Origin of the sequence: Methanococcoides seepicolus (assembly GCF_023684405.1) — an archaeon.
In the GTDB taxonomy this organism is placed as follows: domain Archaea; phylum Halobacteriota; class Methanosarcinia; order Methanosarcinales; family Methanosarcinaceae; genus Methanococcoides; species Methanococcoides seepicolus.
Genome location: NZ_JAGSOI010000011.1, coordinates 1 through 19,531, shown reverse-complemented (window position 1 = coordinate 19,531; position 19,531 = coordinate 1). Strand labels below are relative to the sequence as shown.

Below are 19,531 nucleotides of genomic sequence, written 5' to 3'. Positions count from 1 at the left end.
ATAAATATGGATGAAACAGTTGGCCCATCAGAAATGATCGTTCACCTTGGACCTCAACATCCGATGCAACCAGGACCATTTAGGTTAAACCTGAAACTTAAAGGTGAAACCGTGGTCGATGCTGATATCGAGTTGGGATTTATTCACAAGGGTATTGAAAAGATCTTAGAAAACAAAACGTACCTTCAAGGCATACCTATCGTTGACAGGATCTGTTATCTTACAGCAATGACAAACGAAGAGGCTTATGTTGGTGCTGTTGAAAAACTTGCAGACATTGAAGTTCCTGAAAGATCCCAGTATATCAGGGTTATTGTTGAAGAACTGTCAAGATTACAGAGCCACCTTCTTGGAATGGGTGAGTTCGGCGCGTTCATTGGTTTCGTATCAATGTTCATGTATACGATCAAGGAGAGGGAAGATATTCTTTCTTTGATGGACATGGTGACAGGAGCACGTATTACACACACCTTCCTCAGGTTTGGTGGTGTACGTGACGATCTTCCTGAAGGATTCAAGGAAAGATCTGCAGCCGTGTTCGCAAGTCTCAGGGAACAGATCGCCGATTATGAAAGGTTGTTCAATCATGATGAGATCTACAAACAGCGTTGTTTCGGTGTCGGTATTCTTGAAGCAAAGACCGCAAGGGACCTTGGGCTATCAGGACCAGCACTTCGTGCAACAGGTGTCGCTTTCGATATAAGGAAAGATGAGCCTTATCTTGTTTACAAGGACCTTGATTTCAAAGTATGTACAGCTACTGACGGTGATATCGCAGCCCGTATCAATGTGAGGCTCGAAGAAATGCTTGAGAGCATGTACATAATCGAACAATGTCTTGATCAGATGCCAAACGGTCCTCTCTTCTTTGAGGATTCATCATACGGTGTAAGGACCCCTGTGATGAGAGTTCCTGAAGGAGATGTTTTCCACAGGGTAGAAGATCCGCGTGGAGAAATGGGATTCTATATGGTATCAGATGGTTCTGACAAACCATATCGTGTAAAGATAAGGGGACCGGTATATCCAACAATGCAGGCATTGCCTCCACTGATAAAAGGCACTACTCTTGCTGATGTGGCTGCAATTGCAGGTAGTATGGACGGATGTACAAGTGAGGCGGACAGGTGATCATGATGTCTTCAGAAGTTATAGATATTCTTTTCAATCCCTGGGTTCGCACTCTGCTCGGTCTTTGTCTGATCGGTGTGGTCTTCGGCGGTGCCATGTTAGTTGTCTGGTTCGAACGTAAACTATCAGGCGATATTCAGTTCAGGCTTGGTCCTAAATATGTAGGTCCATTTGGTATATTCCAGCTTGTAGCCGATGCTATCAAGCTGATGACCAAAGAAGATCTGATCCCATCGAAAGCAGATCGCTTACTGTTCGTATCAGCACCGATCGTGCTCATGGGCTCAGTGTTCATGATGCTTGTCGCAATTCCATTCGGTGCAGTTTTTGTCAACGGTGTCGAGTACCCGATCGTGGGTACTGAGATGGATATAAGTATTCTTTATATTGAAGCAGTGTCTTCGATCTCTATTATCGGTGCTTTCATGTATGCATACAGTTCCAACAACAAGTATTCACTTCTTGGTGCTTTCAGGAACTTTGCAAGGATGATCGGATATGAAGTTCCACTCGGTATCACTATAGTCAGTGTGGCTGTAATGGTAGGTTCATTGAACATTATTGAGATAGCACAGGCACAGAGCCCTATCTGGTTCATATTCCTTCAACCTCTCGGATTCATCGTGTTCTTTATTGCATTGATGGCCGATATGGGTCGTCTTCCGTTCGATCAGAACGAATCTGAAGAAGAACTGGTCGCAGGATGGATCACAGAATATACTGGTATGAGATTCGGCCTTGGTTTCTTTGCTGAATATATCCACCTGATCCTTGGTTCAATGCTTGTTGTATTGTTGTTCCTCGGTGGCTGGAACCTCCCTTCATTCCTGACAAATGTCACGATACTTGGATTTTTCCTTCCAACATTATTCTATCTGTTGAAGGTTGCTCTTGTTATACTGACCATCATCATGCTTAGATGGGCTGTTCCAAGGTTCAGGATCGATCAGGTTGTTGACCTGAGCTGGAAAAGACTTCTCCCACTTTCATTATTGAACCTCGGATGGGCAATAATGCTGGGTATTTACCTGGGAATGTGATACCATGGTATTGAAAAATATTGTTAGAGCTGTTAAGAATATCTACAAGCCCCCTATTACCAGAAGGTATCCTGAGGTGCCCACCGAATTACCTGACAGGTTCAGAGGGCTTCAAAAACTTGATAAAAGTAAATGTATAGGCTGTGGTATTTGCGCAAACACCTGCCCCAACAGTGCGATCAAGATCGTAAGGGCAAGGGTCAGCAAAGGCAGTGACAAAACAAGATGGTTCCCTGCTATCGATATTAGCCACTGTATGTTCTGTGGTCTTTGTATCGATCAGTGTCCAAAAGATGCGCTTTCAAGCACAAAGGTCTACACAACTGGTGTGATCAGATTGACCCATGAAGAATTATTGTACACTCCGGACATGTTAGCACGTGAAACTCCGGTAGGGGAGAATGGTGAGTGAAATGGTAGGTATAATCGAAGGCATCATTTTCTTGATCGTTGCTCTTGTACTGATCTCATTTGCGATCCTTTCAGTAGTAACAAGGGATATAGTCCGTGCAGCACTTGCACTGATCATCTCTATGTTCACAGTAGCCGCTGTTTACATAATGCTGAATGCACAGTTTTTGGGTGTTGTCCAGATCCTTGTGTATGTAGGAGCAATTGGAGTTCTTATACTGTTCGCAGTGATGCTGACTAAGAAAACAATGGGGCGTGAGAACAATGACTAATGATCGTCCAACAATTCTGGATTCATTCATTCACCAGTTCCATCCTAAGAAACAGATCGTAAAGTTGCTGGACATAGAGGCACCTTCTTTGAGAGGGGTCCTTGATACGATGTTCAGGTTAACCATCGCGGCTCTGTTCCTTGCGGTGATCTTTGTATCATTATATGGTACCGGGTGGACAACGGTGGATCAGCTTCCTCAGAATATTGCTGACCAAAGTAACATCAAAGCGCTGGGTGTATTGATATTCACAGACTTTGTGATTCCATTTGAGATACTTTCCATAGTATTGCTCTCTTCATTGATCGGTGCAATATACATGGCAAAAGGAGATGATAACTGATGATCCCATTGAATTGGTATCTGGCTCTTTCAGCTATCGTGTTCTCCATAGGACTCTATGGTTTGATGACACATAAGAACGGTATCAGGATGCTGATGTGCGTGGAACTTATGCTAAACTCCGCAAACATTAACCTTGTTGCCTTCTCAAGTTACAATGACGATATGACAGGACAGGTATTTGCTCTGTTCTCCATTGCAATTGCTGCAGCAGAAGCAGCTATCGGATTTGCAATACTCATGTCAATTTACAGGATGCGAGATATGATCGATGTCGATAAACTTAACATATTGAGGTGGTAAAAATGGCAATGGAAAATCTTGCATTTTTAATACCACTACTCCCTGCACTCGCCTTTGTGCTGACTTTCTTCCTTGGGAAGAAGTTACCATCCGGTGGTGCAATTATTCCGATCATTGCAATAGCGATATCCTGTGTGATCTCTCTTTCTATCACAGCAGGTCTGTTAGCTAACCCCGGACATGTTGTAACACAATCTGTTCACTGGTTTGCAATACTCAATCTCGGAATATTGATCGACCCGCTTGCAGCGGTAATGCTTTCAATGGTCTCTTTTGTGAGCTTGCTTATCCACATCTATGCTGTGGGTTACATGTCACATGACCCTGCAAAGCCACGTTACTTTGCAGAGACCGCACTCTTCACAGCAGCAATGCTTGGTCTGATCCTTTCAGACAACATTCTTCAGCTTTTCGTTTGCTGGGAACTTGTTGGCCTTAGCTCATACTTGCTTATCGGATTCTGGTTCCACAAGCCTGGAGCTGCTTCAGCAGCAAAGAAGGCATTCTTGACCACCAGGATCGGAGATGTCATGTTCCTTGCAGGTATCGTTTTGCTTTTCGCAGACATATTCGCAATACTCGAAGGCAAGCTTCCAGAAGGCGTCTATCTCCTTCAGTTCGAAGAGATATTCAAGTTCATACCTGACCTCGTTGCGATCAACTCAACGATCCTTGGTATGGAAGTAAGTCATTTGACCCTTGTAACACTGTTGTTCTTCGGTGGTGCGGTTGGTAAGTCAGGTCAGTTCCCACTACATGTGTGGCTTCCTGATGCAATGGAAGGTCCAACTACCGTTTCAGCACTTATCCACGCAGCAACAATGGTTACAGCCGGTGTCTATCTTGTAGCACGTACGTTCCCAATGTTCCTTGCAGCACCTGGTACTTTGATGGTCGTTGCAATGCTCGGTGCTTTCACTGCACTGTTCGCAGCAACAATGGGTATAGTGATGAACGATCTTAAGAGAGTTCTTGCTTTCTCGACTATCAGCCAGCTTGGTTACATGGTGCTTGGTCTTGGTCTTGGTGCAGTTATTGGTGCAGAGGCTGTTGGAGTTTCAATGTTCCACCTCATCAACCATGCATTCTTCAAGGCATTGCTCTTCCTCTGTGCAGGAAGTGTTATTCACGCTGTAGGTACACATGACATGAGGCAGCTCGGTGGTGTAGGTAAAGTAATGCCTATAACATTCGCTACAATGACTGCAGCAGCACTTGCATTGGCAGGTTTTGGTATTCCTGGCACCAGCATTGGTTTCAGTGGTTTCCTCAGTAAGGATCCGATAATCGAAGGCGCATACGTGTTCGCAACACAGACCGGTAACTGGATCCCATACCTGTTCGCTATCTCAGCTGCATTCCTGACATCCCTGTATATCTTCAGGTTGATCTTCATGACCTTTACAGGAAAACCAAGGAGTGATTATGGTGGACACGAGTCCCCATCATCCATGACAATTCCATTGGCAACACTTGGTGTCTTCGCAGTGATCTTCGGTGCACTTACCAGAGGTAAGTTCATGACGTTCATTGAATCGAACTTTGAACATCTTGATATGAATGCACTTGCAGAACTCGGTGGCTATCATCTTGGACCTCATGGGCACGAACCACTTCTTATCCTCTGGATGCCTCTGATCGTGGCAGTTGCAGGTCTTGTGATCGCTTATCTGATCTACAACAAGAGGGTCATTGACATGAGCAGAATCGTATCAAGTGAAAATCCTGTTTACAAGTTGCTCTATAACAGATATTATCAGCATCAGATATTTGTTGAGATCTTTTCCGTAAAGATCATCTATGAAGGTCTTGCACTTGCAAGCTTCTATTCAGACAAGATGCTGGATTGGCTTGTCAACGGAACCAGTACCTTCCTTATTGAGGCAGGAGACTCCCTCAGGAAATTCCAGACCGGAGTTATACAGGATTATGCAGCAGCAGTTGTTGCAGGAGTCGGACTACTGGTAATATTGGTCAAGCTGATCATGGAGGTCTTCTAATGTTACCAATATTATCTTTGATCGTGCTGATCCCAATTTTGTTCTCAGCCGTAACATTCTTTACAAAAACAAAGGAGCAGGCAAGGATATCCGCACTAGTGGGTACTCTTATTACCCTGGTCCTGACAATGTACATGTACTTCTCATTCGATAGTACATCTGCAGCAATGCAGTTCGAAGAAGCGGCTAACTGGATCCCTTCATTGGGTATCACCTATCACCTTGGTGTCGATGGTGTTTCTATGCCTCTTATATTGCTCAATGCAATAGTCATTCCACTGTTGATCATCTACACCTGGAATGATGTCAGAGCAGCACCTAACAGGTTCTATGCTCTAATTCTTGCAATGCAGGGTGCAGTCATCGGTGTTTTCGTATCACTGGACTTCTTCCTGTTCTACGTATTCTGGGAGCTTACCCTTGTACCATTGTTCTTCATGGTCAATATATGGGGAGGAGCCAACAAGAAACATGCAGCTATCAAGTTCTTCATCTACACTCACGTAGCATCTCTTGTGATGCTGTTGGGTATCTTTGGATTGTACTACAATGCATGGTCTCTTAACGGAGTTCCAAATATGGATATGGCTTACCTTATAGGTCAGTTCCAGTTCTTGGAATCCGAAATTGCCAGGGATGCGATCTTCCTTGCATTGCTGTTCGGTTTCATTGTGAAGACACCTGTAGTACCATTCCATTCCTGGTTACCGGATGCATATTCTGAAGCACCTACCGCAGGCAGTGTGCTCTTTATATTGCTCAAGATCGGTGGATATGGATTGTTCAGGGTAATGCTTCCAATGTTGCCATTCACAGCAACTCCAAGCCTTATGATAACTATCATGGGAGCTCTTGGTGCAATAAGCATTATTTACGGTGCATTCCTTGCACTCGCACAGAAGGACCTTAAGAGAATGATCGCATATTCCAGTATCAGCCACATGGGATACGTAACCCTTGGTGCTGCTGGCCTTGTGAGCCTTTCAATATCCGGTGCAATGTTCCAGCAGTTCTCACACGGTTTGATCATGAGCATTATGTTCATGTCATGTGGTGTGATCCAGACCAAAACTGGTACAAGTATCATCAATAATCTCGGTGGTCTTGCACAGAAGATGCCTAAGCTCACAGTGATCATGGTACTTGGTTTCATGGCTTCACTTGGATTGCCGGGACTTACCGGTTTTATCGCAGAGTTCCTCGTGTTGACATTCAGTTTCATTAACATGCCTATTTACGTGATAATCGCTCTGCTGGCTATTGTTATTACAGCAGCATATCACCTGTGGGCATTGCAAAGGGCAATGTTTGGTACTTTCAATGAAAAGCTTGGGGATATCGTGGATATCTCGTCCTATCAGGCGTTCTCCATGGGAGTTATTGCTCTGCTCGTAGTGTACTTCGGATGGCACCCAAGCCCGGTGCTGGATATGATGATAACGAATTCAGAACATATTGTCAGCCTAATGGCTGTAATGGGGGTGTAAGCAATGGTGAATCTAATGTTACTTGCACCTGAGATCACAATTCTGGTAACAGGCTTGATCGTGCTTTTGGCAGGTCTTTTCCTGTCAGCCCAGTCTAAGAAAATAGTCGGATACATAGCAATACTTGGTTGCGTCGTCGCCATGCTGCTGACCATCAGCAGCTTTGGTACCACAGCAGTGATGTTTTCGAACTCACTGAGCATTGATGCACTATCTCAGTTCTTTAAGATAGTGTTCCTTACAGTTACGACCCTTGTGTGTATTGCATCCGTAAAATACACTGATGGCAACGACCATGCAGATGAATACTATGTACTGGTGCTCTTCGCGACCATCGGTATGATGATGGTAGCATCTGCGAATGACCTTATGGTTCTGTTCGTTGCATTCGAACTGGCAAGTCTTGCAACCTATGGTCTTGCAGGTTTCGAGAAAAAGAACCCTGCTTCCATTGAAGCTTCAATGAAGTACTTCATCATAGGTTCCCTTTCAGCTGCTCTGTTGCTGCTTGGTATCGGATATGTCTATGGTGCAACTGGCACTACCAACATTGAGGGAATTGCTCAGAACATCGATCTTCTGCTTAACAGCCCAATGGGAATTCTTTCCCTTGTACTGCTGATCGCAGGATTCGGTTTCAAGATAGCTCTTGTGCCATTCCACATGTGGGCACCTGACACCTATCAGGGAGCACCTTCCCTTGTGTCTGCGCTTCTGGCAGCAGGTTCCAAGAAGATGGGTATCATCGCAGCTTTCAAAGTTTTCATAGGAGCTCTCATTGCCCTTCAGGCAGACTGGCAGATCGCTTTTGCTATCCTCGCAGTCCTGACAATGACCTATGGTAACATCGTTGCTCTGTCCCAGACAAGTGTAAAACGCATGCTTGCTTACTCGTCTCTTGCACAGGCAGGATACATCACAATGGCATTTGTGGTCATGACCCCTATGGCATTAACTGGTGGTATCCTCTATGCATTATCACACGGTTTCATGAAAGCAGGAGCTTTCATTGCAACAGCAGCTGTGGTCTACATGGTCACATCAGAGAACAAGGACATTCTAAATGCTGACCATCTTGACAACTTCAAGGGTCTTGGCAGGAGAATGCCAATAACTGCTCTCAGTATGACCGTGTTCGTATTCGCACTGTCCGGTATCCCACCAACAGCAGGTTACATGAGCAAGTTCATCTTGTTCTCATCAACCATCCAGTCAGGTCTTGTATGGCTCGCAGTGATCGCTATTCTTAACAGCGCACTTTCACTGTACTACTATGCAAGGGTTGTCAGGTACATGTATGCAAAACCAACTGATGGAGATAGGGTCTCAGAACCACTTCCATACGTCATTGCACTGCTTCTTGCAGTTGCAGGTGTATTGGTAATAGGTATCTGGCCAGAGCCTTTCGTAAGCATGGCAATGGAAGCCGCAAGTGTATTGATCTAATGGAGGAATAAGATATGGCAGATTGTGATCTTTGCGGAGTATCGATTCCAACCGTATGTCCTGTAAGGGTATTCTCACCAAGGTTTGAGCAATCCTACCCTGAAGGTGTATGGAAAGGTCTTTGTGGCGGCTGTCTGGCTGCTGCTAAAAAGGCCTATGACGAATCTAGTGAAAAAGTGGCTGCAGGCACATTTGGAAAATGTGATCTTTGTGGTACAAAGACCCAGTTGCAAGATGTAGGGGTAAACGTCCCCTCATTTTCAAAAGGGTCTATTGTTAAAACCAGAAAGATATGCCTGAAATGCCTTGAAGAATCCAGTGAGTCCTTTGAGAAAAAGGATGAACTGTGTGGTGAACATCACTGAAGGTCAGTAATAATACTGACCTTTCCTTTTTTTTCTTTTTTATCTCATTGCATTTTCGCTATTGATAATAGTATTATCAAAATGATGAACCTTATCGCCATGCTCATTCCTGTGGAGAACGCCACTATCCTAAAACCGACCTTAGGTCCGAATATGGATACATAACGTGGGAGGATCGACCTGATGCTTAGTATGGGTAGCATGAACATACTTCCAAGCATGAGCACTATCATTGCCTGAAGATATGTTATCCCACCGTCACTTATCAGTGGTCCCAGTAACGATATTCCAATGATAGGGCTTGCCATATAGGTCGTAAGGGGAATTATGCTCTCTGCCGGGATTCCAAATATATCTGCCAGTGGCAATACGTTGAATGTCTCGAAAGCACCTCTTTCCCTCAAAGCGAAGACAAGCGTGGTCATCGTAAGGTAAATGATGGCTATTTTAGTGAAAAGCCTCTTTTGTCTGTTGAATGCTTTTCGAATAGCCTCTTTTAATTTTGGTCTCTCTATCGTTTCGGGTTCTATTAATGCACCGTTATGTTCCTTGAACCAGATCCTGCTCAGAATTATGACCACACTAACTTTCACGACCGCACTTATAATGAATACCATCACGTAGAATCCCCCCACAATAGGGCCAAGTGCAGGAAGGACTATCGGGATCTGGTAGGTCAATATCTCTCTTATATAAGCTGGTGTGCTGTTCAAAATAGCACATAACATCATTTCGCGATCATCAATAAACCCCTCGTCCTTTACTTTCATGACCATGCTATTTGCAGCCACTGTGGATCCGAGGGATACCATGAATGCGGATGCACATGCCTGTGGAAGATGGGTATGTTTGAAAATGGGTTCTGTGAACCGTGAAAGCTTTTGCATGAGTCCCATCTCAATTAGAACACCTGTCCCGAAAAGGCCAATGAAAATTGTAATTATGACGGGGAATGCAAAATCAAGAACCCGGGTGAACAGATCGAACATATATGTATGATTATAGAAGATGTAAATTAAGTTTATCTACCATGCGTTCTACTTATTGCAAGTGTATTCGGTAGTATCATAAAGGACCGTCTAAAACCAAAACCTTGATATGAATTGCAATGCTTTTTCGTCTGGTGAAATTAAATGAAGAAAGATCTCATGGATATTTTGGCGTGCCCTATATGCAAAGGCGACCTTGTTCTGAATATTACCAAAGAAGATGAAAAAGAGATTATTTCAGGAACTCTTTATTGTTCAAAATGTAATGAATATTACCCGATCACGGATGGGATTCCTAACATGCTCCCTCCAGAATTGCGGGAATAATATAAACTGAGGTTGAATTCTTGCAGCAGGTACACATTAACCGTCTTGGTGTTAATTCCATTGAATTTGAAACAGATATATTGGATATACCCCTGTCTCCTGGTGGAGAACAAAGTTTTGAGATCGTGATAATCAACTATGGCACCCCAACACATGTTCATCTGTCTGCAAGTGACGATTTCTATGACAATCTGACATTTCTTGAAGACAACCCTTACGTTTCACACGAAGAATATATTCCGGTCATTGCAAGGATACCCTTTGATGGTCGCCTGGTGAACAAAGGCAAAGTGTCTGTAACTGTTGGCTATGGTTCAAAGACCGAAAGCTTTTCTGTGAGAATAGGTGGTGCAGGGTCCGGTGATGGTCTTGCTCCAATTGACATCGATGAAAGTCTCTCGTTACCCTCGAAGGCAATTCCTGTTCAAAGGAAGAACGATCTCAATATGCAGTTCTCAGACAGGTTTTCAACGCTCCTTTCATCTTTTGACCAGTCAATTAATATAAAACATATCATCGTTGTATTGTCATCCATTGTTATCGTAGCTCTTATCTACATGTTGATACGTTCATTACCTTCAGGCGATACGAGTTACAGCATTAATATCGGCTTTTATCCCGCCATAGCATTATCTATATTGTTCACTTCACTGATGGCATATCTGTTCATCAAACTTTCAACGTTGAAAAAGTAATTGAGGTAGTTGAGTCCATATGAAATATATCATAGTTACCGGCGGTGTCATGAGTGGTCTTGGAAAAGGGATCACAACGGCTTCAGTCGGCAGGAATCTGAAAAACAAAGGTTATAAGGTAACAGCAATAAAGATCGACCCCTACATCAATATTGATGCAGGTACAATGAGTCCTTACCAGCACGGTGAGGTCTATGTCCTTAAAGACGGGGGCGAGGTCGATCTTGATCTGGGTAATTATGAAAGGTTCCTTGATACTGAACTCACAAGGGACCACAACCTAACTACTGGAAAGATCTATCAGACGGTCATTGACAAGGAACGAAAAGGTGAATACCTGGGTAAGACCGTACAAATCATCCCTCATATAACGAACGAGATCAAGGGTCGTATTAGGAGGATCGCTGCTAAAAGTGGTGCTGATGTCTGTCTCATTGAAGTAGGTGGAACTGTCGGTGATATTGAAAGTATGCCTTTCCTTGAAGCAGTAAGGCAGATGTACCGGGAAGAAGCACCTGAGAATATTGCATTCCTTCATGTGACTCTGGTGCCCATTGACTCTCAAGGGGATCAAAAAACAAAGCCAACACAGCATTCTGTTAAAGAACTAAGGGAACTGGGTCTGACTCCGCATGTAATTGTTGCAAGATGCAAAAAAGCACTTACGGAAAGTACCCGGTCCAAGATCGCTCTTTTCTGTGATGTGCCTGTCGAGGCGGTCATTAGTGCACATGACTCCGCCGACATTTATGAAGTACCGCTCCAGCTTGAAAATGAGGGTCTGAGCAATTTCCTCCTAAAGAAGCTCCTCCTCGAATCCAAACTTGAGGTCGAGGATACCAGCTGGAAAGAAATGGTCGTGAGGATGAACAATTGCACGGGCAAAGTGAATGTGGCAATTGTCGGTAAATACACACACCTCGAGGATTCATATATCAGTATTGTGGAATCCCTCAAACACGGAGCTATTGAAACCGGTTGTAATTTCGATATAACATGGTTCGATGCTGAAGCGTTCGATGACGATTCCAATGAGGTCGAAAAATTGAGTGGGTTTGACGGAATTCTCGTTCCCGGAGGATTTGGTGAACGTGGGACCGAAGGAAAGATGCTCGCGATCAGATATGCCCGTGAGAACAACATCCCATATCTTGGACTTTGTCTGGGTATGCAGCTTGCTGTCATAGAGTTTGCAAGGAATGTCGCTGGGCTCGAAGGTGCAAATAGCAGTGAGTTCGATGAGAACACCCCTTATCCGGTCATCGATCTGTTGCCTGAACAGGAGGATGTAGTGGATATGGGAGCTACCATGCGTCTTGGTGATTATGAGGCCACTCTTAAGGAGGGTTCTCTTGCTGAATCCATATACGGTGAATCGGTCATTACTGAGCGCCATAGGCATAGGTATGAAGTAAACCCTAACTATGTGGACCGGATCGAAGAATCTGGAATGATCTTTTCCGGAAAGAACAAGAACAGGATGGAAATTGCAGAAGTCCCTTCAAATGATTTCTACTTCGCATCCCAATTCCACCCGGAGTTCAAATCCCGACCTGGCAGGCCTTCCCCACCCTTCAAGGCCTTTATGGATGCAATGCTTAAAAAGAGCAAAGATAAGAAAGATCAGTAAGCGATCTTTCTTCCTTTCATATTCTTATTTGTAACACCTTTTGATCAGTGTTACAATTCTATTTATTTCTGTATATCTCTGTCTTCTCTAAATGCTCTTAATTTATTCTTGCTAAAGCTCAGCTCATCTTCAAAGGTTCGACCTTCATATATTCTCTCAGTATAGTTGTGGCGTAACTGCCTTTTGGGAGGCTGAAATCAAGTGTCACCTTGTATTTCCCTTCGTTGAGTTCATCCTCTCCGATGGTGTATTTCGGATCCGCTGATAACAATATCTCTCGTCTCAATCCCTTTGAGCTCAGCTCTTCCATGGAAGGCACCTTGAAACCTTCGATGGGCACGTTCAACTCCTCAATGACCTCTCTCTCTATCTCTCCGGGAACTCCGGATGCAAGTTCTGAGCTATGTCCTATTAGAGGTGCTGTGATAAAGGCCCGGTTCCTTCTGACAAGATTGTTCATGCCATCGATATTGTCTTCTGTGACCCTTTCATTACGGGAGTTATCAGGCAGTCCTGCCTTGTTCTTAAAACAGACGATATCTCCCACAACAGCGCGGTTCAAAGGCAATCCCTTCTTTATCCTGGCACATATTATGGTGTTATATATGTACGACTGGTAAGCATGGACGAACATCTTCCTGATGTTTGCCGGGAGTGTCTCAAAAGAACCTGCATAGTCTTCAGGGCTGGAGACAAGGTGATGCATCATGGCACGTTCATACCTTAATTGCAGGGGATATTCTTTCAGCCCTTCGATGTAGTTCCTTGTTTCGAACACGCGGTCGCGTACTTGTTGTGTATCTTCAGGTTCATCGGGATATGATGCTGCAATATATGCCAGTGCCGCTTTTTCAATATCATTTCTTACAATTGATTCGCCTACCACATGCGTTATGGGTCTTAATGCTCCGAACCGCTGTATGCCGAAAAAGTTAGGTACGCCGCCCTGTTCCTTAATGGATGCTGTGGTCTGGGAAAGCCTGCTCTCAAGCTCATTCTCATCGATGTCGATATCTCTTACCGTGATGATGAACTCATTTCCGGTTAAATCTCCAAGTTCCAGACCCTTATTTGAGCGGCCCAGTATCTTCAACTCTGTATCTTTAAGATGGACATTTTGTACTTCTTCCTCATCTACGTCATAGATACTGATCTTCTGTGTTGTCACAGCTCTCTTATCCTTGGTACCTGCAAACCCAATGCGTTTCTGGCTGATCCTTAATATCCGTGTCAGGTCCCTGATAAGGTGGTGGGTTTCCCAGTTACGCTTTGTAAGTTCTACTATCAGATATTTTCCTTCGGCACCCTCTTCCCTGTTCGTGATCTCTATGACCCCGAAGTCCTCGGTCTGTTGGCGCAGTGTACCTCCAATGCCTGGAGTTTTAGTTGTGTATAGGTCAATGCCTATCTTTTTTTCTACATTTGGAACGTTATTCATGTGTCTCTCCTTTATTTGGGGACTATGTCGATGATAATTACTTCTTCAGTATCAGTGAACTTCCAGCCATTTGCGGAAGGTGTAGCATCTGCAGAAATGTCGCCTGCATAAAGTCCTGATGTTGTGTCCATTATAAGCCATGAACCATATTCATCGGTCGTATAATAGACAGGTACACCACCATACTTATCTTTCACAGCATCGGTTATCTTCGAGGCTTCTTCACCTTTTCCTATATATGCAGTGGCAAAGACATGGGTGTCGGTGATATATAACCGGCTTGTACCTCCAATGGCTTCAATAAGGGATGAAAGGAGAATTGCCGAATCATCACAGTCACCAGCCTTAACTTTTAGAGTTTCATTTGGAGTTGCCCAGTAATCATTTCCCCTTGGATCGCTCATGTATTTGATATCGTTCTTTACATAATCGAACAAAGCACAGAGCTGGTAAACATTATATTCTCCCGGATACATGGCAATGCCAGATGCAGCAACTGCCCGAACGTCCTCGTTGCGTGGGTCGATCTTGTCATTGGTAGCCGTAAAGAATGGTTCTGTATTGTAAAAGTATTCTAACTCGGTAGTTGTTGGGACAGGTTCGGTATCGATCACGATTTCATCGAGGAACTCAGTTCCGTAATCGTACCATGTACCTGAGCTTCCTTTGGCAAGAATTCCCAATCCGATCTTCATCTCAACGTTGTCTGTATTCGATGGAACCTCAATGGAAATTAATCCTATATGTTGTTCATCTCCCGGTTCGATGGTTTGTCCGGTGTCATAACCCCTGAAACTTCCGTCGTAGGGCTCTATACCGTATTTGTATATGAAAAGAGTAGTTTGTCCAGTATTCTCAACCGTGATATCCAATACCCCTGTAGTTCCTTTGTAAAGTCCGGCATGCTGGTAAGATGTCGATATTTCGTAACCCGGTGAAAACGTTGAGCTTGAATGCGGCTTGATCGCTATTGGCGTAATTTGTTCTCCATACACTTTTGGGATGGTCAGTTCACCGTTCTCCAGAATGTCTTTGCTATTACCTGAAAACAAATTGTTTATCGGCAGATCCTTTACATCTGCGACATCTATAGTCGAAGCGAATGTCAGGAACATTGCAACAATTAGAACTACCATTATAGTAACCAATGTTGTCAGCAATGACCTAACATATCTCATTCTATAGCCTCTTTCTTAAACCAGTTTAAGGTTACCTGTGACCTTGTCGATGTAGTCCGCTCTGGCAGGACCTATGCCCAAAACGGTAACTGTTCCGGGAGCTATCTCAGTAAGTCCTGCATCCGTTATCAGTGCGGTAGATAATCCTTCTCGTCTTGCCTTTTCTTTAAGTTCGAAAAGGTCCTGAAGTTTCTCGACACGCAATACTACTTTTTTTTGTCCGCCTTCTTTCCAGTTCTCAATATCTGATCTGCTTGCCCACTCTGCAGCAGATACAGCAGCATGAGCTACCTGTACTGCAAGCTTTCCCTTTGAAAGTTTCAGGTCATCCCTGATAATGATACACTGCTTATATTCTGCCATCTGAAAGTTCTCCGGTGAATAACGAGTATTATATATTCATTATTATAACTCGCTGCTTACATCTTTGACTATATATTCTGCAGCATTAATTCCCCATGCTTTATAAATCCCTGCCACAGAAGGTGTAGCATTGATTTCCAGTATCAAGCTTTTGTCACTGTCTCCATTCATATCCTCTATCAGATCGACTCCTGCAAAGTATGTGCCTATTGATCTTGAAGCCTTTATGCAAAGTTCCTTCTGATACGATGACAGTTCGCAGCGGGACTCATTGCCACCCTGGCTCAGATTATTGATCCATGCACCTTCCGGTGCAGTTCTGTATATTGCTGCTATCACTTTTCCATTGACTACGAATGCACGTATGTCCCTTCCCGGATTGACAATATATTTCTGTATATGGAGCATTCCTCTCTGCTCAAGGATCGCATCTATTGTTCCTTCCAGGTCGGAGTCATTTATCGTTCCATCATTGTTGATGATCGCACCATTCTTTATTCGAACAATGTCTTTCCCCTTATATCCGAAAATAGGCTTGATTACCGCATCTTCCATGGTGTCAAGGATCTCCAATGCATCTCCTGTGTCCTGAAATACCATTGTTTTGGGAATGGGTAGTCCTGCCTTTGCTATGAGGCTGGATGCATAATACTTGTTGGCAGCGCTCTGTATCGATGCCGGGGAATTTACTATCAGCACACCTTCGTGTTCCAGCTGCCTTAGTACATCGAAACGGAACGAAACCCCATCAAAAGCCCCTGCTCCAACATCCCTTACTATTATCGCATCCAGTTGTTGAATGTCAATATCTGTGATCTGTGAGCTTAGACTTTCTCCAACGGTGACGTTCCTTTGCCGAAGGTCGATCATGTGGGGTCTTATGTCGTTCGACACACAAGCCTTCTGAAATGCCTGAGCCGTTGGATCGCTCTGGTCCGTAATGATGATTCCAATATGCTTCATTAGAATGAATATCTTTTATAAGTACATCAATATATCGCAAAGTGATCGATCTTTATATAAATTTGAGCGATCTTGAGCTGAATGTCTCAATAGTTAGGCAAAGTTCTTAAAGGTGTACCTAAGGGAACTGGGTAAAAAAGCCACATGCGGCACTTTGTGCCGCAATCGTTGCCGGAGGCAAACGCAAAAAGTTTTCCGGTTACTTTTATAATCGATAGCAATCACCATAGTTGTTATTTTGATGAATAGTACCATTGGTACAGATTCTTTCCAGTAGTTGCACCAGAAATGATAAGGTTAGAATAGACAAAATGAAGAAATGTAAGACATTAAACAGATAATGACAAAAATAGAAAAGATATAGCTAAAAATAACCCCCTTGCTTTTGTTCCTTATATCTGACATTTCCGCATTAGGAATGTTAAGATTAAGACATGATGGGATTTGTGGGTTCAAATCAAATCCCTCCCATGGCAAGCAGGGGATATAGGCAAGGCAATTAATTGTTTAGATTATAATTTCAGGATCTATTATTTCTACGTTATTTTCCCCAAGCTTTTTTATTATGCCACTTGGTAGAGGATTAGCTGCTTTAGGGTTCAAGCACAATGTGAAATCATCAGCATGATCAATAATTATCAAGAGAGCCGAAATCATGGGAGTTTCGTGCCTTTCCCCATATTCAATTATACCTTTTTCTTTATCCCATACAAAGTCAAACCCAAAAGCACGTATAACATTTCTTTTTTCAGGTGCAGAGGATGGATGTAAATAAAGGGCCACAATACCTGGTTTGTTTTTAAATAACTGTTCACCTTCTTCTAGTATCTTATCTTTGAACGCTATAGGCTCTCTTTTTTTGATAGTTGTTATTTCAAAAGGATTGTTTTCAACAACTTCACCTTTTGGAATTCCTTTTCTGGTTGAAACTTCTATATACAATTCTTCATCATTTAGAACTGTTTTTAGATCAGCTTTTTTTCCATTTTTAAGAGAAGGCTCAAATTCAATGTTAAAACCCATATTTTTAAAAAAACGACCAACTTTTAGTTCGGCGAATGTGCTATTGAATTGATCTGTATTCTGTAGTGTTCGGAAATGGGTCTTATGTTTGCTCATTTCCTCGTTCACGAGTTCCAAACAATCTTCAAGATTATCTAAGAACTTGAATGATTGTTTATCATCAAGAATTAGTTGCTTTATGAGCAAATGCTTATTTTTTTCAATTTCAGATTCCATCCATTTTTGAGGGAACCATTTCTCAACATGTGGATAATTTTCATAAACATCAGAATATTCAATCATGGATTATATAATAACGCTATTCTTTATGTGTATTTCGTAAAATCCTTATGATGTCGCTTTTATGAAGGAATGTGAATTATTGGAGTTCGTGTACCCACGCAATGTCATAATACCAAGTCATACCAAGATACCACCTTTCAATCCACCTACTTGCAAGTTACCAGTTTCCATTAAACACTGGAAAGATACCATGTGGTTCAAAATCAAGTCCCGCAAATCCATATTTGTTATTCATTGTCATTCCCCCTAATACTGACATTTATGTGTAATTTGTCAAAATATGTACATTTGTAATTCTTCTACATCTAAACAAGGAAGGTTGATATTAAGACTTAGATAGATTTGTAGGTTCAAATCTAATCTCTCGCATAACAAGTAGGGGATATAGGTAACGAAGAAAAATATGGCAACGGGGTGTTGTGGCTATATCGCACAGCCAATTATTCGTACTACAAAATGGCAACACATATATTTGAAATTCGAAGAAATAATCAAGGAATATAGAGATGGATGGAAAAATAAAGCCAAAGCGGATTGAAAATAAATAGTAGGATAGTAATTTAATGGCAGTGATCAGGGATCGAATTGCCGACCTCATCATGCAATCATTGGGCGACCCTGTCCCAATGTCTGAGGTCGATCTAAAGGATTTACAAATGCCAAATAAACTTTGAATATTTATGGGCTTTCACACCCAATGGCGTTCTACCTTCTGATTCACTGCCTCACCGTACTATTTATGGTACGGTAATAGATAATATGTTTTAAAACTATTAATTTATTTTGATATACAACCTGGTAACAAAAAAGAACTTAACTCGGTATAAATCGTCTATCTTAAAAGCGAATAATCATATATATATTATTTGTGTGGAAAATATTATTTCCATCATGAAACAACAGAAACTACCTATTCCCACCCTTCCACCCTTTCCCTCTCATGAGCATTGCTTCTCTTATGGTTGCTGATAACTCACATGCAATTAAGATCTTCATCTTATCACCTTATCACCTTATCTTTAACATTTCATTCAAGAATGTCAAATTATGTACGCTTGTGAAGTGTAACTGCTTATACCTGACATTAAAGGTACATTTGTAATTCTTCAATATCTAACATCCTGACAAGGAAGGTAAAAATTAAGATTTAGATGGGATTTGTGTGTTCAAATCAAATCCCTCGCATAACAAGTCGGGGATATAGGTAACGTGAAAAAACCGAGCTCTAAAAATTTTATTACTTTAAATGGGTTGATCCAAAACTTTTTGTAAACTCTAGTTTTTTCGTAACTATTCAGCCATCCTCGCGTTTTTGATATAAACTTAGAATACTCAACACCATTCCATCAGTGCTTGATATTGATTTTACCAAAAAACAATATACTATGTCTCTATTTTAGTCACTCCCTGAAATTCAACCTGGTTTTTACCAGGCACGAGGTGATTGATTACGAAACGCAAAGAAATCCTAGCAGTTTATGAACAAGGTCCAGAAGCAGTTGTTACTCTTGTCACCACGTTATACGACATAATTGCTGAACAACAAAAGATCATCGAGTTACAGGCTGCTAGAATAACAGAACTCGAAGAACGAGTTGAAAAATTAGAAAGCCAACTCAACAAAAACAGTCGTAATAGTAGTAAACCACCTTCAACTGATGTTTTTGTTCATGAGAAGCCAAACCCACAAAGCAGACGTAAAAGGAGTGGAAAGAAACCAGGTGGTCAGAAAGGCCATCCTGGAACCACGCTCAGAATGGTAGATGATCCTGATGAAATTGTACTTCATGAAGTGCACAAATGTAGCAATTGCGAGAGTTTACTTGAAACTCTAGAGACCAATGAT

20 protein-coding genes are annotated in these 19,531 nt (G+C 42.5%); 14 read left to right on the top strand and 6 right to left on the bottom strand.

Translation table 11 applies throughout. The features are described from left to right. The first annotated feature begins 6 nt into the window (after positions 1–6). From fpoD to KDK67_RS04285, 10 genes are read left to right on the top strand one after another with little or no spacing between them, the layout of a single operon-like run. Positions 7–1,131: a F420H2 dehydrogenase subunit FpoD gene (gene fpoD, locus KDK67_RS04330; RefSeq protein ID WP_250867601.1), complete on the top strand. Its 1,125-nt coding sequence runs from the start codon at positions 7–9 to the stop codon at positions 1,129–1,131. 5 nt (positions 1,132–1,136) lie between these two features. Continuing rightward, positions 1,137–2,171: a F420H2 dehydrogenase subunit FpoH gene (fpoH, locus tag KDK67_RS04325; protein WP_250867600.1), complete on the top strand. Its 1,035-nt coding sequence runs from the start codon at positions 1,137–1,139 to the stop codon at positions 2,169–2,171. 4 nt (positions 2,172–2,175) lie between these two features. Next, positions 2,176–2,583, top strand: coding sequence for a F420H2 dehydrogenase subunit FpoI (gene fpoI, locus KDK67_RS04320; protein WP_250867599.1), 408 nt, complete (start codon positions 2,176–2,178; stop codon positions 2,581–2,583). Further along, on the top strand, positions 2,573–2,854 hold the full coding sequence (locus KDK67_RS04315; RefSeq protein WP_250867598.1) for an NADH-quinone oxidoreductase subunit J: 282 nt from the start codon (positions 2,573–2,575) through the stop codon (positions 2,852–2,854). Before fpoI ends, KDK67_RS04315 begins: the two co-directional genes overlap by 11 nt. After that, on the top strand, positions 2,847–3,197 hold the full coding sequence (gene fpoJ / locus KDK67_RS04310; RefSeq protein ID WP_250867597.1) for a F420H2 dehydrogenase subunit FpoJ: 351 nt from the start codon (positions 2,847–2,849) through the stop codon (positions 3,195–3,197). The genes KDK67_RS04315 and fpoJ overlap by 8 nt, the downstream gene beginning before the upstream one ends. Then, the gene (gene fpoK, locus KDK67_RS04305) at positions 3,197–3,499 is read left to right on the top strand and encodes a F420H2 dehydrogenase subunit FpoK (protein ID WP_276575063.1); all 303 of its coding nucleotides are present in this window, start codon (positions 3,197–3,199) and stop codon (positions 3,497–3,499) included. Before fpoJ ends, fpoK begins: the two co-directional genes overlap by 1 nt. A 2-nt stretch (positions 3,500–3,501) precedes the next feature. Continuing rightward, positions 3,502–5,499 (top strand): F420H2 dehydrogenase subunit FpoL, encoded by a 1,998-nt coding sequence (gene fpoL, locus KDK67_RS04300; RefSeq protein ID WP_250867596.1) that lies wholly within the window; start codon positions 3,502–3,504, stop codon positions 5,497–5,499. Beyond that, positions 5,499–6,986, top strand: coding sequence for a F(420)H(2) dehydrogenase subunit M (gene fpoM, locus KDK67_RS04295; RefSeq protein WP_250867595.1), 1,488 nt, complete (start codon positions 5,499–5,501; stop codon positions 6,984–6,986). The genes fpoL and fpoM overlap by 1 nt, the downstream gene beginning before the upstream one ends. Before the next feature lie 3 nt (positions 6,987–6,989). Beyond that, positions 6,990–8,432, top strand: coding sequence for a F(420)H(2) dehydrogenase subunit N (gene fpoN, locus KDK67_RS04290; RefSeq protein ID WP_250867594.1), 1,443 nt, complete (start codon positions 6,990–6,992; stop codon positions 8,430–8,432). Between the two features lie 14 nt (positions 8,433–8,446). Continuing rightward, entirely contained in the window at positions 8,447–8,797 is a 351-nt protein-coding gene (locus tag KDK67_RS04285) for a F420H2 dehydrogenase subunit FpoO (RefSeq protein WP_250867593.1), read from the top strand. 44 nt (positions 8,798–8,841) lie between these two features. Here the strand turns inward: KDK67_RS04285 and KDK67_RS04280 are convergent, their stop codons facing one another. After that, positions 8,842–9,786, bottom strand: coding sequence for a nucleoside recognition domain-containing protein (locus KDK67_RS04280; RefSeq protein ID WP_250867592.1), 945 nt, complete (start codon positions 9,784–9,786; stop codon positions 8,842–8,844). 144 nt (positions 9,787–9,930) lie between these two features. On the opposite strand from KDK67_RS04280, the gene KDK67_RS04275 reads away from it, so the two are divergent. From KDK67_RS04275 to pyrG, 3 genes are read left to right on the top strand one after another with little or no spacing between them, the layout of a single operon-like run. Then, positions 9,931–10,113 carry a methytransferase partner Trm112 gene (locus KDK67_RS04275; RefSeq protein ID WP_172366610.1) on the top strand — a complete coding sequence of 61 codons (183 nt, stop codon included), beginning with the start codon at positions 9,931–9,933 and terminating at the stop codon, positions 10,111–10,113. Between the two features lie 20 nt (positions 10,114–10,133). Beyond that, the gene (locus KDK67_RS04270) at positions 10,134–10,808 is read left to right on the top strand and encodes a DUF7524 family protein (protein WP_250867591.1); all 675 of its coding nucleotides are present in this window, start codon (positions 10,134–10,136) and stop codon (positions 10,806–10,808) included. A gap of 19 nt (positions 10,809–10,827) precedes the next feature. Further along, positions 10,828–12,438: a glutamine hydrolyzing CTP synthase gene (gene pyrG, locus KDK67_RS04265; protein WP_250867590.1), complete on the top strand. Its 1,611-nt coding sequence runs from the start codon at positions 10,828–10,830 to the stop codon at positions 12,436–12,438. Positions 12,439–12,556: 118 nt separating this feature from the next. On the opposite strand, the gene truD is transcribed toward pyrG, so the two are convergent. The 5 genes from truD to KDK67_RS04240 form a co-directional block, all read right to left on the bottom strand. Next, positions 12,557–13,876 carry a tRNA pseudouridine(13) synthase TruD gene (truD, locus tag KDK67_RS04260; RefSeq protein ID WP_250867588.1) on the bottom strand — a complete coding sequence of 440 codons (1,320 nt, stop codon included), beginning with the start codon at positions 13,874–13,876 and terminating at the stop codon, positions 12,557–12,559. Between the two features lie 11 nt (positions 13,877–13,887). Beyond that, complete coding sequence (locus tag KDK67_RS04255) at positions 13,888–15,054, bottom strand: transglutaminase-like domain-containing protein (protein WP_250867587.1); 1,167 nt, start codon at positions 15,052–15,054, stop codon at positions 13,888–13,890. A gap of 15 nt (positions 15,055–15,069) precedes the next feature. After that, positions 15,070–15,417 carry a peptidyl-tRNA hydrolase Pth2 gene (pth2, locus tag KDK67_RS04250; protein WP_250867586.1) on the bottom strand — a complete coding sequence of 116 codons (348 nt, stop codon included), beginning with the start codon at positions 15,415–15,417 and terminating at the stop codon, positions 15,070–15,072. A gap of 42 nt (positions 15,418–15,459) precedes the next feature. Beyond that, complete coding sequence (mptN, locus tag KDK67_RS04245) at positions 15,460–16,380, bottom strand: tetrahydromethanopterin:alpha-L-glutamate ligase (protein WP_250867585.1); 921 nt, start codon at positions 16,378–16,380, stop codon at positions 15,460–15,462. A gap of 507 nt (positions 16,381–16,887) precedes the next feature. Then, positions 16,888–17,685, bottom strand: coding sequence for a hypothetical protein (locus KDK67_RS04240; protein WP_250867584.1), 798 nt, complete (start codon positions 17,683–17,685; stop codon positions 16,888–16,890). Between the two features lie 1,444 nt (positions 17,686–19,129). Between KDK67_RS04240 and KDK67_RS04235 the strand changes: the two genes are divergently transcribed. Beyond that, positions 19,130–19,531, top strand: a 402-nt coding sequence (locus KDK67_RS04235; RefSeq protein WP_276575062.1) for a DUF6444 domain-containing protein, incomplete at its 3' end; no start/stop codon positions are given.